The following is a 20154-nucleotide window of genomic DNA, read 5'->3' on the forward strand; positions in this document are numbered from 1 at the left end:
AAAATATAGCACATTTCTACGAAAAATAGAGGCAACCTATCGCAAACATGTTCGCAAATGCGTTCTCTTGGACTTTTCTCCACTAAGCTAGAAGAAGTGCACACCGCACCGCATCAGGACCGTACACAGCGACCATCAGCGAGGATAGTATGACTCCCCCTTCTCCTTCCGGAGCACCCACTCCCCAGGCGACCGAGAGCCTCACCGTAGCGGCACCGAATATCCCGGCGACTTCTGCGCACCTCGCTGAGCGTATTGCTGAAGAGCAGCGAGCCTACCTTCACGCTTTTGACACTCTCATGGCGGAGTTTTTTACCCGCCTGCGCGAGCTACTTGAGGGCATTTCTTCTGAGACTCTACCCCTGCTGGAGGCTATTGAGTCTCTCTCCACCGGCGGCAAGCGCCTGCGTGCCCTGTTGAGCTACTGGGGTTGGCGAGGTGCCGGCGGTGCACCAGTAACCGAGAACCGCGCGTCCTGGTCTATTGTGAAGGCCGGCATGGCGGTGGAGCTGTTCCAGACCTCCGCACTGATTCACGACGACATTATCGACCGCTCCGATACCCGCCGCGGCGCTCCCTCCGTGCACAAGCGTTTCGAGGCGGCGCACGAGCAGAATAGTTGGCGCGGTGATGCTTTCAACTACGGTCTGACCGGCGGTATTCTTGCCGGTGACCTGACCTTGGCGTGGTCTGCCGAGGTTTTCGCGTCCCTGGGTGAGGGAGCGATTTATGGCGCCCCTGCGCGCACTATTTTTGACCGGATGCGCACCGAGGTTCTGGCGGGTCAGTATCTGGACGTCTACTCCGAGGTTCTCGAAACCGAGGACGCTCAGGCGGCTCTACAGCGTGCCCTGAACGTGATTCGTTTCAAGTCCGCCAAGTACTCCTGCGAGCACCCCTTCACGATTGGTGGTGCTCTGGCTCTGCAGGCTGCCGCGCTGGAGAACGGCACCGGTGCCGTGAGCGAGCAGCACCCGGTACTTGCCGGTTACCGCGCGTTCGGCCTGCCGCTGGGTGAGGGCTTCCAGCTGCGTGATGACGAGCTGGGCGTCTTCGGCCAGCCCGAGGTGACCGGCAAGCCCGCTGGCGATGACCTGCGTGAGGGTAAGCGTACCGTGCTGGTGGCGCTCACCTCCGCCGTCCTCGACGAGCAGGATGCGGCGCTTCTGCACAATAGCTTGGGTGACCCCGAGCTGAGCGATGAGCAGGTGGAGCGCATCCGTGAGCTGATGGTTTCTTCGGGCGCTTTCGCCAAGCATGAGCAGCTGATTGAGCAGAAGTCTCAGGCTGTGTTTGAGGCGCTGGAGGCGATGAACCTGGACGAGCTGACGCATGCGGCACTGACCGATATTGTGGGCCGTGCGCTGCGTCGCAAGGCATAGATGCGCTACGTCGCAAGGCGTAGAGGTCCAGCACATATAAACGTTAAATAGGTTGAGGCGGCATACCGAAGGTATGCCGCCTCAACGTATTTAGCTATAGTTCTGAGCCGCTATTACCAAGCCAGTGCCTGCGCACGGCGACGGATCTCAGTCTTACGACCGTCAATCAGTGCGTCGATGGGACGGCCGGGCAGGGACTCGTCGCTGGTGTACAGCCACACGATAGCTTCTTCATCGCTGAAGCCGGAATCCTTCAGGACAGCGAGGGTGCCCTTGAGGGATTCGAGTACTCGCGAACCGTTCATGAACAGTGCGGGTACCTTGCGCACGTTGGTTTCCGGGTCGCGCAGAGCGATGAGCGTACCGTCAGAAATCAGGTTGTGAACGCGGGTCACCTTCAGGTCGAGTGCCTGCGCAATTTCGGGGATGGTTACCCAATCGCCGACGAGGGCGAAGGTCTGAGCAATATTTTCGTTAGTCACCTTTTAAGAGTGCCAGAGCTGGCACGTATTTACCACTTTTGACCCGCCGCAGGTTCGCTGCCCCTCCCGGGTTCTTTCGTTCTTGTACTTTGCCCGTTGTTCTTGCGTTGGAGTCGGGTCCACCGGCACTTTGTAAGAATTCGCTGAGTGTTCACCTGCCCGGCGCCCTCTAGTATCGCTTCTGCCCAGGTGGGCGGGCTAAAATGTTGAGACGTATGAATACTCCCAGCCCACGCCGGATTTCTCCTGTGACCCCTCGTTCTTCTGCAAATACTTCTGTTCCTCCCGCCACTCGCCCCGCTGCCCCGGATACCGCTATCGGTTCTTCGCAGTGGCTCAGTGGCGCCATTATTGAGGGTCATTACCAGGTGGGTTCGCTCATTGGCCGCGGCGGCATGAGCGAGGTCTATTATGCGCTGGACCTGTGGTCGAATAACCCGGTCGCGCTCAAGGTCCTCTCCCCCACCCTGGCGAAGGATGCGGCGAACCGCCAGAAGTTCCACCGTGAAGAGCGTTCGATGCGCCAGGTGGGCGGCGGCGGGCATACGGTGGGTGTGATTTCTTCGGGTACCGAATATTTTTCGGGCGAGATGGTCATGTACATCGTCTTGGAGTATGTGCACGGTTGCACCCTGAGCCAGCTGTTGCGTGTGCGTAATGCCCTGTCCCTGGGTGAGGCTCTGGATATTCTCATTCCGGTGGTGGAGGCGCTCTCGGAGGTGCACGCGAACCGCTACCTGCACGGCGATATTAAGCCGGGCAATATTCTTCTCGACGCTAACGGTCAGGTGAAGCTCACGGACTTTGGTCTTTCCCGCCGTGACGATCAGGTGGATGCGGGCGCACCCATGGGCACCCCCGCCTACGTTGCGCCGGAGGTCCTGGATCCAAAGGTGAAGGTCGGCGCGCAGGCTGATATTTTTGCGCTCGGTGTGATGATGTACCGCATGCTTTCGGGTCGTCTGCCCTTTGTGGGTCTGGAGAATGACCAGCAGGTGCTCTACCACAACGCCAACATTGAGATGCCCGCGCTGACCGATGTGGCGCCGGGTGCGGACCGCGATATTGCGGGGCTGATTTCGTGGTGTACCCGCAAGCAGCCTCACGCCCGCCCGGAGGATGCGACCGAGCTGTTTACGGCTCTGCTGGAGATTTCTGAGTCGCTGGGTGAGGCTGAGCGCGCCTGGCGTGCCCCCTCGTGCCCGGAGCCGGAGCTTCCCCTCTGGGAGGCTGTTGCCGATATTGCGGAGCGTAGCGGTGCCGCGCAGATGGTGCGTAACACCCCGATTAGTGCGTTTAGCGATGCCCGCGATCTGCTGGCGTACGATGTGTACTCCCCCGACAGCCTCGTGTACGATGCCTCGGCAACCGGTCAGGGCGTGCACCTTGCCGACGTGGACGCTGAGGACTCCGTGCTGAACCGCCAGGGCATTCCGCCGCTGGTGAGTTCTGCCTCCGATGCTGACGACTCTGAGGATGAGCCGGACGGCGCAAAGGGCAAATCCGGCAAGCGCGGCCTGGGCTCGTTCATGGGCCGCCGCGCCGCAGCTGCGAAGGGCCCGCTCACTCAGTCCGTTGGTATTGGCCCGCAGACAGAGCAGGAGTTTATCTCAGCTCACGGCGAGTACGCACCGATTCATGCCGAGCGTTCGTTGAGCCCCTCGGGTTCGCGCCGTTCGAAGGCTAAGAGCTCGGCGAGCGCTTCTGAGGCTGAGGAGTCTGCGGGTATTTCTGATGATTCCGCTCAGTCTTCGAAGAAGGATCCTCGCCTGCCCGCTAAGCAGTTTAGGACTCCGCCCTCCGGTATGGCGGTGGGCGGTTGGGCTCTCGCGCTCATTCTGCTGGGTATGGGTTCGAGCTTTACCGGCTGGTGGCTTGCGACCTCGCTCGTGCAGTCTCAGTGGTGGCGCAATATTGAGGCGTTCCTGACCTTCTAGCAGCGCGCCTTCCTGAGCGTCTTTTCCCCGTTTGTACCGCGCGCTACTTAAACGCACGTGCCCGGGTCTTCACTCAGTGTGAGTGAAGACCCGGGCATTGTCGCGTCTGCTACTCTCCGCCACCTATCGCGGCGAAAAGCGTGAGCGTTTTATGCGCGGTTCTTGAGGTACTCGGAGACCAGGAACGCGATTTCCAGGGACTGCGAGTGGTTCAGGCGCGGGTCGCACAGGGACTCGTAGCGGTCTGCCAGTGCTGCCTCGTCGATGGCGTCGGAGCCGCCCAGGCATTCGGTTACGTCGTCGCCGGTCATCTCCACGTGGATACCGCCGGGGAAGGTGCCCAGAGCCTCGTGCACCTCGAAGAAGCCGCGAACCTCGTCGAGCACGTCGTCGAAGCGGCGGGTCTTGTAGCCGGAGGGCACGGAGATGGTGTTGCCGTGCATCGGGTCGGTGACCCAGACGATCTTCGCGCCTTCAGCCTGCACGCCCTCAACGATTGCGGGCAGCTTCTCGCGGATGTTCTTTGCGCCCATGCGGGTGATGAAGGTCAGGCGGCCGGGTTCGCGGTTCGGGTCGAGCTTATCGATCAGTGCGAGTGCATCCTCTGCGGTGGTGGTCGGGCCCAGCTTCACGCCGATGGGGTTGCGGACCTTGGAGAGGAAGTCCACGTGTGCATCGTTGACGCCGCGGGTGCGCTCGCCAATCCACAGGAAGTGTGCGGAGGTGTCGTAGGGCAGCTGGGTGCGCGAGTCGATGCGGGTGAGGGCACGCTCGTAGTCCATTACCAGGGCTTCGTGGCCGACGTACATGTCGGTGGTCTTGAGTGCTTCGAAGTTAACGCCGCAGGCTTCCATGAACTTGAGGGCGCGACCAATTTCGCTGGCAGTCTTCTCGTAGCGCTCATGCGCGGGGTTGGAGGTGAAGCCGCGGTTCCACTGGTGTACGGCGCGCAGGTCTGCGAAGCCGCCCTTGGTGAAGGCGCGCACCAGGTTCAGGGTGGAGGCGCTGGTGTGGTAGCCGCGCAACATGCGCTTGGGGTCGTGCACGCGTGCTTCGGGGGTGAAGTCGAAGCCGTTGACGGTCTCGCCGCGGAAGGAGGGCAGGGTGATGTCGCCGCGGGTTTCCATGTCTGCGGAGCGCGGCTTGGAGAACTGACCCGCCATGCGACCCATCTTCACCACGGGCATGGAGGCGCCGTAGGTGAGCACTGCAGACATCTGCAGGATGGTCTTGACGCGGCCGGAGATCTTGTCGGCGGTTGCACCCGCGAAGGTTTCTGCACAGTCGCCGCCCTGCAGGAGGAATGCGCGGCCTTCAGCAACCTCACCGAGTGCCTGGCGCATGGCGTCGACCTCACCGGCGAAAACGAGCGGCGGTACCGAGTTCAGCTCGGCGATGGTGCTCTCAAAATCTTCGTGCTCGCTCCAGGTAGGCTGCTGGTCAATGTGCAGCTGACGCCAGGTGTCCAGGCCGTGGTCGGGGGCCTGCGAGGTGCTGAGGTTTTGATTGCTCATCTTCACTCCATTGGGATGGTCTTGTGCGTTTTCTGATTCAGCCGCCGTTTCGGGTGCTCGGCGCGCCGTGTGCGGCGTGCTGGCTTGCGATTCTTCAGGCTGAATAGACCTAATTGTACTCTTGCTTGCTTCAACACCTAACCCTGCAGTCAGGTACATCTCACATGTTTAGATGGCGCCACCCGGTGTCGGCGATACGAGGGGTGAAAAGCGCCCTGACAGAACGGCATACGAAAGGGCGGGATGCGGCACGTACCGCATCCCGCCCTCTGGCGCATGTGTGTATCTGTCGTATGTGTGCACCCGGGGTGCTGTCTCAGGGTGTTGTCTCAACGTTTAGCGTTGCAGGTGTGCGACCGCCTCATCAGCGCTCATGTTTTTATCAGCCATGAGCTTCTTGACGCGGTCGGCGTACACGTCCACGTATTCCTGGCCGCTGAGGGCACGGATCTCGGAGCCAATACGGTCGGCGATTTCACGCTGAACGCGGTGGCTCAGGTCTGAGCCGTCGGTGTATTCCTCGAAGGTGAGGGGCTTGCCGATAATGGTACGCACCTGGATGGGCTTGCCGTCATGGCGCAGACGGATACGGTTCGAGCCGGAGGGCTGAATCAGGTCGGTACCGATCTGTCCGACGGGCACTACGGGCACGCCTGCTTCAACTGCGAGGCGGGCGACACCGACCTTGGGGCGGTAGCCGCGTCCGTCGGGGCTACGGGTGCCTTCGGGATAGATGCCGATGATGCCGCCGTCCTTGAGGACCTGCGCGCCGGCATTGAGGGATTCCTGGCTCTTCTGGCCGCCGGAGCGGTCCATGGGAAGCTGGCCGACGCCGCGGAAGAACGCCGCCATGGCACGGCCCTTCACGCCGGGGGTGGTGAAGTAGTCGCTCTTGGCGAGGAAGTTCACGGTGCGAGGCATGGCGAGAGGAATGAAAATGGAGTCACAGAACGCCAGGTGGTTGCTTGCGACAATGTAGGGACCCTCGGGCAGATTCTCAAGGCCCACCACGTCATGGTGGTACAGTCCCTGCAGCAGGGGGGAGCCAAGAATCTTGAGCGTTGAATAGAGGGCGGCGTTAGGCATGGGGTCTCCTCTCTGAATGTTCCCGGCTCAATTCTAGCGTGTCTGGAGAGGCGCGAGAGAACGCGCGATAATTAAAGAAAAGAGAACGATTTTTCTGCGCACCGGTGTATTGGGTGCGCTGGAGGCGATATACCAGCATCGGCGCTGTGCCCGCGGTAGCCGGTCGGGGTACGCTATAGAGCCTGCACCTGCGTTCATATTCGCGCAGGTTGGCTAAGGAGGACCATGAGCATTTTTGATAACTCGTTGGAGCCGCTCAAGCGGATGCACCGCAAGGCTCGCGAGCGCAGGCTTCTAGCGACCCAAAATGTTAAGGACTCCCTGGCGCGTCGCCTCGAGGGCGACCAGGAAGCGTTCGATCACTCCCCCGTTTCTTTTAGTCCTGACCCGGCGCAGCATTCTGTGGGTATTTTGCTGGTGCACGGTTTTACGGGTTCACCGCATAGCATGCGCCCGTTGGCTCAGCATTTTATGGAGCTCGGGTATGCGGTGGAGATGCCGTTGCTGACCGGTCACGGTACTCATTGGAAAGATTTGCGCGATAGCACCTATGAGCAGTGGCTAGCTTCTGCCGAGCAGGGGTACCGTCGCCTAGCCGATCAGGGTCTGCGTGTGATGGTCGTTGGTATGTCGATGGGCGGCACGGTGGCGACCCATCTGTCGGCGCGCCTGCCGGTGGCGGGTACGGTACTCATCAACCCCTACATGGTGGATGTGAACCCGATGATGCGTCACGCCGGTAAGGTGTCGAAGGTTCTGCCGGTGCTCAAGGCGATCGGGTCTGATATTGCGGTTCCGGGTGTGAGCGAGGGCGCGTATTCTATCGTTCCAACGGCAGCAGTGCATCAGCTACATCTTTTGGGTGCTGAGACTCGTGCTCTGATCCCGCAGTTGAAGTCGCCGGTTCTGTATTTGCGTTCACTGGGCGATCATACTGTGTCGGATAGCTCCCATAAATATTTTCTCGAACATTGTTCAGTTCCTGTAGAATTTAGGTGGCTGACCCGCAGCTACCATGTGGCAACGCTCGACTACGACGCCGAGTATCTTCTCTCTACTGTTCAAGCTTTTGTCGCATCACTAAACCACTAAATTCTGACAGTTCCGCCCGCTGCACACCGGCGAATGCATCACCCGCCGCGGTGGACAGAACACTCAGAAAGCCATCACGGCACCTCGAGAAATCGAGGACAGCCCGCGGCACCGGACCGCCCGAGCTTACGCCCTGATTTGAAAGGCGCATTATGAAAGTCTTCTCCACTCCCGCTGAGGTTCTTGTCGACCCCTCGCTGAACCTGACAAGCATTGTTGAGCGCCACCGAGCCGATAGCTCCAACCCGGTGCTGTACCGCCGTCAGATGTCGCCGGGTAACTGGCAGCCGGTTCGAGCCCAGCAGTTCCACCAGATGGTGACCGACCTGGCTAAGGGCATGATTGCTGCGGGTATCCGCCCGGGTGACCGTGTGGGCATTATGAGCCGCACCCGCTTCGAGTGGACCGTCATTGACTTCGCCATCTGGTATGCCGGTGCTGTCTCCGTGCCGGTATATGAGACGAACGCTGCCGCCCAGGCTGCATGGGCGCTGTCCCATTCTGAGGCTGTCGCCATCTTCGTCGAGGATGAGAAGCTCCTGAATCGTGTGGCTGAGGCTGAAGAATACGCCGCTTCCACTTCTGAACCGTGCCAGCTCAAGCACCGCTGGGTCATTGAGAACGGTGACCTCGATACCCTGAGCACTCGCGCCTCCGAGGTAAGCGATGAGCGGCTGGAGCAGGTACGTTCCGCAGCCGGTTGTGACGACCTCGCGACCATTGTGTACACCTCCGGCACGACCGGCCGCCCCAAGGGTTGCCCGCTCACCCACGGCAATTTCCTGAACCTGAGCGCCAACACGCGCTTCGTGGAAAGCGAAATTGCGAACCCCCGCAACTCGTCGATTCTCTTCCTGCCGCTGGCCCACGTGCTGGCTCGCCTGATTCAGGTGCTGGCCCTGGACGCCGGTGTGGTTATCGGCCACTCCCCGAACATTAAGAACCTCGCGGCCGACCTTGATAGCTTCAAGCCGACCATGCTGCTGGTGGTCCCCCGAGTCTTCGAGAAGGTGTATGAGGGGGCCAAGGCCAAGGCAGAGAAGGGCGGTTCTCTCAACAAAGCTCTTTTCGACCGCTCGGTGGACATCGCGATTGCCTGGTCGAAGGCGAAGGTCACCGGACATGTATCTTTCAAGCTCGCGGCGCAGTACGCCCTGTACGACCGTCTCGTGTACTCCAAGCTGCGTGCGGCTCTGGGCGGCGAGCTGCGCTACGCGGTCTCCGGCGGCGGTCCCCTCGGCGAGCGCCTGGCGCACTTCTTCCACGCGGTGGGCGTGCAGGTGGTTGAGGGTTACGGCCTGACCGAGACCTGCGCCCCGATTGCGGCTGGCCGCATCAACCCGTACCAGATTGGCATGATTGGCCCGCTCATCCCCGGTTCCGAAGGCTATATTGCTGAGGACGGCGAGCTTCTGGTTCGTGGCGTGGGCGTGATTAGCAGCTACTACAAGAACCCCGAAGAGGACGCTCAGGCGTTCACTGAGGACGGCTGGTTCCGTACCGGTGACCTGGCTCATTTCGATGAGCGCGGCTACCTGAAGATTGTGGGCCGCAAGAAGGAAATCATTGTCACCGCCGGCGGTAAGAACGTGATTCCGGGTATTGCGGAGACTCATCTTCGTACCTCTCCCCTGGTTTCTCAGGCGATGCTGGTAGGCGATGAGAAGCCGTTCGTTGCGGCTCTGGTGACCCTGGATCCGGATACCCTGCCCGAGCAGTTGGAGCACTTGGGTCTGCCGCGTTCGCTCTCCATCCCGGAGGCTGCTGTTCACCCGGCGGTTCGTGCTGCAGTTCAGAAGCTCGTGGACGAGGCGAACCAGTTGGTTTCCCGCGCTGAGGGTATTCGCGAGTTCCGCATTATGAACCGCGATCTGACCGAGGCGGACGGCTATCTGACTCCTTCGCAGAAGTTGCGCCGCGCGAAGATTCTGCAGGACTTCTCCTCCTACGTGGATGAGATGTACGGCAAGGTTTCCGATAGCACGTCGGATTCTTTGGCTCGCCTGCAGGAGTACGCGGCGGAGCAGTCTGAGAAGTTCGCTGAACTGCGTGAGCAGGCGGCAGAGCGTCTGCACGAGTACGCGGACCACCAGGCGGAGCGTCTTGCCGAGCTGCGTGAGCAGGCGGCTGAGAAGTTTGAGGAGCTGCGTGAACAGACCGCCGAGATGATGCAGAAGCCTCAGGAAGAGGAGGCTGAAGAGGTAAAAAAGGCTGAGAAGTCTTCCGCTAATGCTCCCGCTGAGAAGCCCGCGCAGACTGAGAAGAAGACTGTTGCAGAGCAGAACCCGCAGAAGTCTGACAGCGACAAGGCATAACCGGCTCTGGCCACCAATAACGAGAGGAGGGGGTCGTACCGCTTAGGTACGATCCCCTCCTCTCTGTTTGTTCGCTAGAAACCTCGATTTTCGGACGTTATCTAGCCGTCGTTAGATGGCGGGTTCTTAGTTTGCGGGCTCGTCGAATTCCAGACCGAGCAGCGCGTTCTCAACGATTTCGGTCAGTGCCGGGTGAATCCAGTACTGGCCGCGTGCGAGGGTGCGCGCATCCATGCCGAAGCTCATTGCCTGCAGGAGCGGCTGGATGAGCACGGAGGACTCTTCACCGACCAGGTGTGCACCGAGCAGCTCACCGTTGTCCTTACGGGCAATGAGCTTGCACAGGCCAATCTTGTCTTCCATTGCCCAGCCGTAGGCGGTGTCGCCAAAGTTCTGTGCCTTGACGGTAATCTCAAAGCCTTCACGTTCAGCCGCCTGGCGCGCCTGCTCTTCGGTCATGCCGACCACAGCAATCTGCGGGTTGCTGAAGACGGCAGCCGGTACGTAGCGGTGGTCGCTGGCACGCAGGTCCTCGGGGTGGCTGAGGTTGTGCTGCACAACGCGTGCCTCGTGGTTTGCCACGTGCTTGAGCTGGTAGCGGCTGGACACGTCGCCGAGGGCGTAGACGCCGGGTACGGGCGCGCCGTTGTAGAGCACGCGCTGGTACTTATCGACGCTGAGCTGACCGCCGTCCTGCACGTCGAAGTAGTTCTTCGCGTTGAGGGTGTCGGTGTTGGGGCGGCGGCCGGTTGCCACGAGCACAGCGTCTGCCGGGATTTCGAGCAGTTCTTCACCGTTCTCGGTAGTGTGCTTAGCTACGACGGTTACGCTACCGTCGGCGTTCTCACGGATTTCGGAGAGGGACGCATCCTTGACAATGTTCCACTGCTTGCTTGCGGCTTCTTCAAAACGTGCCACGACCTCTTCGTCCACGCCGCGCAGCAGGCGGGAGGAGCGGTTCAGCTGGGTTACTTCGGTACCGAATGCGGAGAAAACGTGGGAGAATTCTGCCGCAATCACGCCGCCGCCGATGACGACCATACGGGCGGGCAGCTCGTCCATGCGCATGACGTTGTCATTGGTGTAGACCTTGGAGGAGTCGATACCGGGTACGGGAGGCAGCACGGCGCGTGAACCTGCCGCAACAACAATCTGGCGGCCCTGCAGGCGGGTGCCGTCGGTCAGCTCGACGGTGTGGGAGCCGACGAAGCGCGCGTACTGGTCGTAGAAGTCGACGTTGGGCAGACCGGCACGCCAGTTGCGGCCGCCTTCAACAATCTGGTCAATGCGGGAGGCAAAGATACGGTCACGAATCTGCGCCCAGTGCACGGCGTCTACGTGTGCGTCGACGCCCAGGTGCTTGACCTCGCGGGTCTTCTGCGCGATGGTCGCCGGGTAGACGTACATTTTGGTGGGGATGCAGCCAACGTTCAGGCAGGTGCCGCCAAAGATACCGCCGTCGATGAGGGCGACCTTCTTGTCGTCCCATTCGGGGCCGATGAGGGTGTTGCCGGATCCGGAGCCGATGACGATGAGGTCGTACTGTGCTACGCCGTCAATGCGTTCTACGTTCTCGATGCTCATGTGGTCCTCTCGTTGATGATGTTGAGGCTGGGCTTGTCCCCAGCGTGCCCCTCGATGACGGGGTTATTTCTGTTACTGCCACTATAACGTGTATGGGCGGCACGCTATTCCCGCCATCTCGTATCAATGGTGACGGATATGCGAAAGTGCGCCCTCCCCAAGAACACAGCGCTGAGAACACAGCGGTTCTTTGAGAAGACGCACTCAAGCATTGAAACGATATTAGCCCGCAGATTAGTAATCCGTAGATGTCTGCGCTTAGAGATCAGCCATGAGCCCAGCCAGCAGGCGGGTGAAGTCAATGGCGGGATCAACCGATTCTTCGTCGGGCCAAAAATGAATCGGGTACGCGGCACCCTGGGCGCGCTGCAGCACGGGGCTTTCAGCGAGCACGGGTTCTGCCACGAGCTCGCCGAAGAGGGAACGCATTTCGTCGCGTCGGTAGCGGTGTTCGCTGTCGTTGGGGCGCATCTTGTTGATAACTACTCCCGCACCGTCAATGCTGATGCCGCTTTCCTGTTGAAAACGCACGATGGCGCGCAGGGTTCGTTCGGTGCCCGCTACAGAGAAAAGGGAAGGCTCAGCGACCGAGAGGATGCGCTCACTAACCGCCCAGCCCATCGAAGACAGGGTTCCGAGGAACGGCGGGCAGTCGATCAGGATGACGTCGTAGGCGTCCGCAGCCGCCTCCACCATGCGCTTGAATCGGCGGATGAACGGCGCGGCTTCCTGCCGGTCCACGAGGGTGGAACGAGCCGAACCGCGCGCCACCTTCACGCTACCGGTGGTCACGGGGTTATTGGTCAGCAGGGTGGGTTTGCCGACGAGCGAGTTCCAAGAGGAGCTACCGGCTTCCTCCGCGAAGGCACGCTCATTGGAGCTGGCAATCAGGGAGGCAACGTCGGGGATGGTTTCATCCACCGCCAGACCGGTGCTGGCGTCGCCGTGGGGGTCGAGGTCAATAACGAGTGTGGAGAGTCCGCTGTGTAATGCCGCGGAGGCGAGCCCCAAAGTGATGGACGTTTTGCCAACGCCACCCTTGAGGCTGCTGATACTGACGATGCGGGGCATGCAGGTCCCTTTTATGAGTGAGGTGTAATGCCCCTTTATTTTAGCGAATCTTCGCTTTTCTTCCGGGTCTGACAGGGGTTTATCTTGAGTTTTTTCTCAAGTGAGCAATGAATATTCCCTCGGGTTTAAAACTTCTGCCCGCGCTCGCCACCTGGTAGGTAGTGAGCGCGGGCAGGTTCAAGTTTTGTGGTTTAGGCCTGTGCTTTATGCCTGTGCACGGCGGGCACGGCGGGCGGCGAGTTCGTCGCCTTCGAAGCTTTCGTGCATTTCTTCGCCGGGCTGGCCGTTGAGGTTCATTTCGATTTCGCGCCAGACGCGGCCAATCGCGATACCGAAGACGCCCTGACCAGCCTGAACCAGGTCGATAACCTCGCTCGGGGAGGTGCATTCGTAGACGGTGGTACCGTCACTCATCAGGGTGATGTTCGCGAGGTCGTCAATGCCGCGGGTACGCAGATGCTCGATGGAGGTGCGAATCTGCTGCAGGGACACGCCGGTGTCGAGCAGTCGCTTCACAATCTTAAGCACGAGCACATCGCGGAAGCTGTAGAGGCGCTGGGTACCGGAGCCGGAGGCGCTACGCACGGTGGGTACAACCAGGTCGGTGCGTGCCCAGTAGTCGAGCTGACGGTAGGTGATGCCTGCTGCCTTGCAGGCGACGGCGCCACGGTAGCCGAGGTTTTCCTCGACGACAGAGACCGGGTCGGTGAAGAGTACGCCTTGTTCACCGCGCGGAGGCGGCGCTACGGGGAAGAGGGTGTCGAAGCCATCCAGGGGCTGGTCGAAGCCCTGGAGTGCCTCATGGGTGCCTGCGGCCTCGCCTGCATTTTCGGCTACCTGCTGCTCTAGCACGGTCCCTCCTTTTCGTTAACCCGTTTAATGCGATTCACCGCGCCCTATCAAATGTGGTCGACTTCGTTCCGGTGTAGCCCCGATTTTCGGGGTGAGATTCTAGGGCTAGGCCTTAGAATCTGCATCTATGATTCGCGTGGCTTCCCTCTGCGAGGTTAGCTACGCGGTTTTCAATACTACACATTGGCTCGACTATTCGGTTCGTAGAACACGATTCGATAGTGCGACCGATGCGCGATAGGCGCGGTTGTTCAATCTATTTTAACTGATAGAGGGCTCTACTTAAAATTGAACCCACCGAAGCGAATGATCTTTTCAGATTCATTCGTACCTCTTTAACGCCCTGTGGGGGTGCTCCTCCCCCGCTATTCTCCTCGCTTTTTCTGGGTATCCATCCCACAGGGGAGTTTAAAAAGTAAATGCGTACGGAGCAGTCCGTACGCATTTACAGCTGAGTTGAGTGAACAGCCTTGGCAGGCCGGGAGCCCCCTGGTGAGAAAGCTCTTCGTGTTGGACGAAGGGGTAGAAATTCCGAGCGTGCCAGCGTCGGCTTCGTCCAAGTCTAGAGGCCGCTACCCGTTGGTAAGGGGTAGGGACTATAGAGGGAATCACCATGGTCAGTGGTGTTTCCCGAGGGAAATCCCCGTTTGGGGTGCGGTAGAACCGCTGAGGGTTTACGAGGGACAGACTGTCCGGTAGTCTGCGCCTTCGTGCGCCTACTCGTAGGTAGGCATCGCCGATTCGACGAGAGTTGCGTGCAACTGCAGACACAACTTACGGATCTTGTCGGCTCGTTCCTGCGCCTGAGCCTGGGAGGCTGCGTCGCGGCGTGATGCCAGCGGAGCCACCGCAATTTCCACGAGGGAAATTTCGCGGTCTGCCGCAGACTTGAATGCACGCAGGTGACGAGGCTGAATGCCGTGCTGGGTCAGTTCTGCACTAACGCGGGCAATCAGCACATCGTAATCGGTGTACTCCACATCCGAACCGTCTTCGAGCAGTCCAAAGTCAATCAGCTCGCGAATCAGTTCGGGGGTGGTGTTAGCGTATTCTGCCAGCTCGCGGAGAGTGTAGGTGCGACCTTCCTGCTCGTTCGGGCCAAGGACGGTGTCTAGCACGTCTTCGCTTACGGTGGCAGGCATGGAGTTCAGTACGCGACCGGCTTCCATGTCCTCCAGGTGCTGACGGATTACCTTGAGCGGCATGTAGTGGTCGCGCTGCATGGTGAGGATGTAGCGCAGGCGCTCAATATCCGTCTGGGAGTACTTGCGGTAACCGGTTTCGGTACGGCTGGGGTGCACGAGACCGCGCTCCTCCAGGAAACGGATCTTGGATGCACTAATTCCGGGGAACTCCAGGTCAAGCTGGCTAAGAACCTGACCAATGGTCCGGCTCTTAACGTCACGCGGGTTACGGTCAGAGCCGCCGTTCTCCACGTCCTCTAGTTGAACCTCAGCGTTAGTGAGGTTCTCATCGATGCGTGAGGTCATCTATGTCTTTCGGGTACTTGTTCAGACGATGTCGATACGAGCCGAAATTTGAGTGAGTGGCTCGTTCCCCTGGCGAGGGGTTATCGCAGCGTACCGAACATCTTTGCTTAGTGTTGAGAGTGTGATAGATAAGTTTAGTTGTTTATCACGAAATGATAAACCGCAAACCTTCGAGACAATCTTATAGCCTCACAAGGCATTTTGCTATTCAGTTCACCCTTTTCAGGGGCGTTTTGAACCCAAAAATAACCACACATTCAGACACTTTCCAGCAGTGGCAGTACCAATTTTAACAAAATTCCACTATTGTGAACATACTTTTCCCACATTGGACTGCTTTACAAGGAAAATTTTATCTTCTCGCGATAGTTGAAGTTTTCATCACATTTAACTTGAAAGAGGCTCCCACTTGGGGTTTAGTCATCTTTCAAGCCTCTTCAACAGGTTTAGACACCCTCAAGAAGAACCTTAAATGCACCCCACTATTTGCGTTTGTGTGCATTTTAAAAGAAAAACGGCGAGACCAATCGGTCTCGCCGTCTCACCACTACGTACCTCTTATCTGAGGCCTATAGAAGGTCTTAGAAGTCTATCGACTTAGAGCTTGTCCAGCTCGGCCTTGTATGCTTCTGCATCCAGCAGGTTTGCCAGGTCATCAGCGTTCTCGGGGCGAATCTCAACAATCCAGCCCTCGCCGTAGGGGTCAGAGTTAACCAGCGCGGGATCATCTTCCAGACCCTCGTTCACTGCAACAATCTCGCCCGCGATAGGAGCGAAAAGATCAGAGACAGACTTGGTGGACTCAATCTCACCGAAGCTATCCTCAGCAGCTACAGAGTCGCCGACAGAGGGAAGGTCGATGTAGACGACGTCACCCAGTGCATCCTGAGCGTGGTCGGTAATACCAACACGGACGGTGCCCTCAGCGGTGAGAGCGGAAACCCACTCGTGCTCAGAAGTGTACGAGAGTTCTGCGGGAACGTTGCTCATAGCAGCGGTGTCCTTTCAGTGTGATTTTGCGTAGCGCGGACCGTCCCGCGCACGGTGTCGTTCCGCGTGTGGGATAGCGAAACGTCCTACACCAATTATCACATAAGAAGTAACGCGGGGCACGTCTAAACACCCCCGTACTACTTCTAAGACATTATTTTTCATCTACTAGACTGTGCCCAGCCCCTCCAGCCATTCTCAAGAGCCGATTAGTCCCGCTATTTATCATTCGCTCCGCTGCGTACACTCTACAAAGCCACTCCCCAATTACCGGGCGTCTCCGTACGTTATGGAGCCTACGGAAGGGATACGGTGCACACAACGGGTACAACACGACGAGCAAAAGGTACAGGGCGCACAAAAAGGCTCAGGACCCCACACCATGAAGGTGCAGGGCCCTGAGCCTTAGACGAGAGAGCTAAACTCTCACAGCGCCTTAGCGGGAAGAAATGACGCGCTCGGAGAAGTGGTTCGGGTTACCGAAACGGTGTGCGGTAATCGAAACAGCCTGCTCGCGGAGGAAGGGCAGCATCTCGATACGGCCAGCCTCGGTGACGGGTGCGAAGTACACTGCAACGTCCGGGCGACCACCCAGTGCCGAGTAGATGGACTTCTCATCGTTACCGATGTAGCGGATACGGGTGCCTTCCAGCGGGGTACCAGCCAGTGCGCGAACCGGGGTCTTAGCGTTCGAAGCCAGGTACTCGCGGAACTGAGCGTCCGACTTGACTTCGTACTTGACGCCCTTGTTCTCGAGGACGCCACGGACGTCGACCGGCAGGTCCTTACCGACGGACAGAGCGACCGGTGCGTTAGCTGCCAGACCGGCGAGCACAACACGCAGGGTCTCTGCTGCGGATGCGGACTCGTCTGCACGAACCAGAACCTGGGTGGGTACGTAGCGCAGGATGTTGCGCTCGACGCCCAGCTTCGAGGGATCGTGACCGAAGCCGAACTCGGTGTCCCAAGCGTGTGCGTCAGAGGAGACACCGCGCTTGATGAAGCCGAAGTCCTCACGCTTGCCCAGTTCGGAGTTCTCGATGGTAGCCAGGGTCTCGCGGACGGTCACGGAGTGGGTGACAGCGGTTGCGGTTGCCTGTACGGGCTCCCAATCGGACAGAGCGATCAGGTAGCTGGGGCCACCAGCCTTGGTACCGGAACCCACGGTGGACTTCTTCCAACCACCGAAGGGCTGACGCTGAACGATTGCACCGGTAATTGCACGGTTGACGTACAGGTTACCTGCCTGAACCTTGGAGAGCCACAGCTCGAGCTCATCAGCATCCAGCGAGTGCAGACCTGCGGTCAGGCCGTAATCGGGTGCGTTCTGCAGCTCGATTGCTTCTTCCAGGGTGTCAGCGGTCATGATACCCAGGATGGGGCCGAAGTACTCAGTCATGTGGTACTCGGAACCGGGCTTGACGCCTTCACGAACACCGGGGCTCCACAGGCGGCCAGTCTCGTCCAGTTCCTTCGGCTGGATGAGCCAGCGCTCGCCCGGGCCGAGGGTGGTCAGACCGCGCAGCAGCTTCTCTTCCGGCTTCTGAACAACGGGACCCATCTGGGACTCAATGTCCTGCGGGTGTGCCACGTGCAGGGAGCTGACGGAGTCAATCAGCTGGCGGCGGAAACGCTCGGACTGTGCCACGGAGCCAACCAGGATAACGGTCGAACCAGCGGAGCACTTCTGACCTGCGTGGCCGAATGCCGAGTAGACGACGTCCTTGACGGCAAGGTCGATGTCAGCGTTCGGGGTGACGATAATCGAGTTCTTACCCGAGGTCTCACCGAACAGGGGCAGGTCATCACGCCAGGAGCGGAAGAGCTCAGCGGTCTCGTAACCACCGGTCAGGATCAGGCGGTCAACCTCGGGGTGCGAGATGAGCAGCTTGCCTGCAGCGCGGTCAACAACCTTGACGAGCTTCAGAACTTCCTTGGGAACGCCTGCTTCCCACATGATCTCTGCGATCAGGGCACCGGTGCGAGCGGTGATGGTTGCGGGCTTGAAGATGACAGCAGAACCTGCAGCCAGACCAGCCAGAACACCACCGGCGGGGATAGCGGTCGGGAAGTTCCACGGGGGAACAACCAGGGTCACATCCACGGACTTGTGCTTTGCGCCGTCAATCTTCTCGAGGTCCTCAGCCAGCATTGCGTAGTAGTATGCGAAGTCGATTGCCTCGGAGACCTCGGTGTCGCCCTGCTCCAGGGTCTTGCCAGCCTCAGCTGCCATAACCTCCAGCAGGTCACCGCGGCGCAGTGCAATAGCCTTACCGACCTTGCGCAGAATCTCTGCACGCTCGTGGCCGGAGAGCTTACCCCATGCCTTGCCAGCTTCTTCAGCTTCCTTGATCAGCTTCTCAGCCTCAGCCTCGCTGGTCAGCTCGTTAGCCTTGAGGGTGTCGATGCCCAGCTTGCTGGTCTTGGAGCGCTCGAGGATTGCGCGGCCCCACTCACGGTTACCTGCCAGTGCGGGGTCGGTGTCGGGGGTGTTCTCGAAGCGGCCTGCCGGTACGAAGACGTTGTCCTCGTTCTCGGTCAGACGGTTCTGGGAGCGCTTGGATGCGGGAACCTCATCGGTGACGGAGTTCAGTGCACGCATGAAGCGGTCCTCTTCGCGCTTGAAGATGGACTCGTCGGTTGCCAGGTCGAAGATACCGGACATGAAGTTCTCGGAGGAAGCGTTCTCCTCGAGGCGACGGATCAGGTATGCGATTGCAACGTCGAATTCCTTGGGGTTCACGACGGGCACGTACAGGAGCAGGTGGCCAACGCGGCGGCGGATAATCTCAGCCTGCTGTTCAGCCATACCGATCAGCATCTCGAACTCGACGCGATCCTTAACACCGCGGTCCTCGGACAGCAGCAGAGCGAAAGCAACGTCGAAGAGGTTGTGGCCTGCAATACCGAGGCGGATGTTCTTCACGTGCTCGGGGCGCAGTGCGTAGTCCAGAACGCGCTTGTAGTTGGTGTCAGCAGCCTGCTTGGTGTCCCAGGTGGTCAGCGGCCAGCCGTGCATAACAGCTTCCACGATTTCCATGGAGAGGTTTGCACCCTTAACCAGACGGACCTTGACGCCTGCGCCGCCAGCAGCAACGCGCTTTGCAGCCCACTCCTGCAGGTGCTGCATTGCAGCCAGGGTGTCGGGCAGGTATGCCTGGAGCACGATGCCTGCTTCCAGGTCCTTCAGCTGGGGCTGGTCCAGGATCTTGGTGAATACCTCAATGGTGAGGTCCAGGTCCTTGTACTCCTCCATGTCCAGGTTGATGAACTTCTTGGGGGAGGAAGAAGCAGCCAGCTCGTACAGCGGGGTCAGGCGGCGAACAGCAGTCTCAACAACCTCGTCGAATGCCCAGTGCTGGTGGGGGCCGGAAACAGCGGACACCTTGATGGAGACGTAGTCAACGTCGTCACGTGCCAGCAGGCGCTTGGTCTCAGCCAGGCGGTGCTCTGCTTCCTTGTCACCCAGAACTGCCTCACCGAGCAGGTTGACGTTCAGGCGGTTACCGGTCTTGGTCAGCTCTGCAATTGCGTCGCCCAGCTTCTCCTCGGAAGCGTCGACGATCAGGTGACCGACCATCTCGCGCAGCACGCGGCGTGCAACGGGAACAGTGGGCCATGCGACCTTACCAGCCAGCTTGCCACCGAAGCCAACAGCGGACTTCATGTACCAGGGCAGGAAGGAAGGTGCCAGGCCGGAAATACGGGAAAGGTTGCGGCCGGAGACGTTGTCGTCCTCGGGGCGAATAACGCCATCAACAAAGCCGACGGTGAAGGGAAGACCATTGGGGTCCTTCAGAACACCGGCGAGCTGCTCAGCCGCGAAGGTGGGCTTGATCGACTGGGACTCGTTTACCCACTGACGAACAAGCTGACGAGCTTCCAGAGCCATCTTCTGGTAGTGCTCAGATGCGAAAGGATGGGTCATCCTTGACTCCTAACTATCTTACTGTGTGCGGTGCACACCACGTTTGGCGATGTCTCTATTTCACCACAAAAGGGTAATAAATACCTCATTAGAAAAACTGAATGTTTTTTCCAAAATCCATTTAGTTTTTCTAAATGATTGTGCGGTGAGGTTTTCACCCCGCGCCCCCTCCGAACCTCCTGTTCGAAGAGACAAGGTGAAGTTTGTAGCGGCATCGCTATCCATCTCTCTCAGGCTAGCACTTTCAGAGCGCAAATATCGAACCCACTTCGTAACAGACGAACACTTCAAAACCAGTCCCAAAAGCATCTTCAACCCCAAGAATCATCACATTCAGCGCGAAAATACTCGCTACACAAGCCAACATGCCACCACCCCACTTCAAGCGTCTCAAAAAGAGCCGGCCGGAAGCCCGCGCGGTACCATATACA

13 protein-coding genes are annotated in these 20154 nt (G+C 59.3%); 4 read left to right on the forward strand and 9 right to left on the reverse strand.

What is annotated here, in order from left to right:
- The first annotated feature begins 149 nt into the window (after positions 1-149).
- Positions 150-1382 (forward strand): polyprenyl synthetase family protein, encoded by a 1233-nt coding sequence (locus HMPREF2710_RS07585; RefSeq protein WP_070543353.1) that lies wholly within the window; start codon positions 150-152, stop codon positions 1380-1382.
- Positions 1383-1495: 113 nt separating this feature from the next.
- On the opposite strand, the gene HMPREF2710_RS07590 is transcribed toward HMPREF2710_RS07585, so the two are convergent.
- Positions 1496-1864, reverse strand: a complete 369-nt coding sequence (locus tag HMPREF2710_RS07590; protein WP_005506572.1) for an Rv2175c family DNA-binding protein — start codon at positions 1862-1864, stop codon at positions 1496-1498.
- A 248-nt stretch (positions 1865-2112) separates the two neighbouring features.
- Between HMPREF2710_RS07590 and HMPREF2710_RS07595 the strand changes: the two genes are divergently transcribed.
- Entirely contained in the window at positions 2113-3801 is a 1689-nt protein-coding gene (locus HMPREF2710_RS07595) for a serine/threonine protein kinase (RefSeq protein WP_239669200.1), read from the forward strand.
- 149 nt (positions 3802-3950) lie between these two features.
- Here HMPREF2710_RS07595 and HMPREF2710_RS07600 read toward each other — a convergent pair whose 3' ends face one another.
- On the reverse strand, positions 3951-5315 hold the full coding sequence (locus tag HMPREF2710_RS07600) for a class II 3-deoxy-7-phosphoheptulonate synthase (protein WP_070543355.1): 1365 nt from the start codon (positions 5313-5315) through the stop codon (positions 3951-3953).
- A 336-nt stretch (positions 5316-5651) separates the two neighbouring features.
- The gene (locus HMPREF2710_RS07605; protein ID WP_070506767.1) at positions 5652-6401 is read right to left on the reverse strand and encodes a lysophospholipid acyltransferase family protein; all 750 of its coding nucleotides are present in this window, start codon (positions 6399-6401) and stop codon (positions 5652-5654) included.
- 225 nt (positions 6402-6626) lie between these two features.
- Here HMPREF2710_RS07605 and HMPREF2710_RS07610 point away from each other — a divergent pair, with 225 nt between their 5' ends.
- Positions 6627-7493, forward strand: coding sequence for an alpha/beta hydrolase (locus HMPREF2710_RS07610; RefSeq protein WP_070600425.1), 867 nt, complete (start codon positions 6627-6629; stop codon positions 7491-7493).
- Between the two features lie 152 nt (positions 7494-7645).
- The gene (locus HMPREF2710_RS07615) at positions 7646-9808 is read left to right on the forward strand and encodes an AMP-dependent synthetase/ligase (protein ID WP_070600427.1); all 2163 of its coding nucleotides are present in this window, start codon (positions 7646-7648) and stop codon (positions 9806-9808) included.
- A 126-nt stretch (positions 9809-9934) separates the two neighbouring features.
- Here the strand turns inward: HMPREF2710_RS07615 and HMPREF2710_RS07620 are convergent, their stop codons facing one another.
- From HMPREF2710_RS07620 to HMPREF2710_RS07645, 6 genes are all read right to left on the reverse strand, one after another.
- Positions 9935-11392 carry a mycothione reductase gene (locus HMPREF2710_RS07620; protein WP_012903832.1) on the reverse strand — a complete coding sequence of 486 codons (1458 nt, stop codon included), beginning with the start codon at positions 11390-11392 and terminating at the stop codon, positions 9935-9937.
- A 258-nt stretch (positions 11393-11650) separates the two neighbouring features.
- A complete protein-coding gene (locus HMPREF2710_RS07625) occupies positions 11651-12463 on the reverse strand; it encodes a ParA family protein (RefSeq protein ID WP_049350368.1) in 813 nt (270 codons plus the stop codon).
- A 204-nt stretch (positions 12464-12667) separates the two neighbouring features.
- The gene (locus HMPREF2710_RS07630; protein ID WP_070600429.1) at positions 12668-13315 is read right to left on the reverse strand and encodes a MerR family transcriptional regulator; all 648 of its coding nucleotides are present in this window, start codon (positions 13313-13315) and stop codon (positions 12668-12670) included.
- Positions 13316-14031: 716 nt separating this feature from the next.
- Entirely contained in the window at positions 14032-14805 is a 774-nt protein-coding gene (locus HMPREF2710_RS07635; RefSeq protein WP_049337539.1) for a transcriptional regulator FtsR, read from the reverse strand.
- A 597-nt stretch (positions 14806-15402) separates the two neighbouring features.
- Positions 15403-15795 carry a glycine cleavage system protein GcvH gene (gcvH, locus tag HMPREF2710_RS07640; protein WP_070543359.1) on the reverse strand — a complete coding sequence of 131 codons (393 nt, stop codon included), beginning with the start codon at positions 15793-15795 and terminating at the stop codon, positions 15403-15405.
- A gap of 436 nt (positions 15796-16231) precedes the next feature.
- A complete protein-coding gene (locus HMPREF2710_RS07645) occupies positions 16232-19723 on the reverse strand; it encodes a bifunctional proline dehydrogenase/L-glutamate gamma-semialdehyde dehydrogenase (RefSeq protein ID WP_070600431.1) in 3492 nt (1163 codons plus the stop codon).
- Positions 19724-20154 lie beyond the last annotated feature (431 nt).

Origin of the sequence: Rothia sp. HMSC069D01, assembly GCF_001810135.1 — a bacterium.
In the GTDB taxonomy this organism is placed as follows: domain Bacteria; phylum Actinomycetota; class Actinomycetes; order Actinomycetales; family Micrococcaceae; genus Rothia.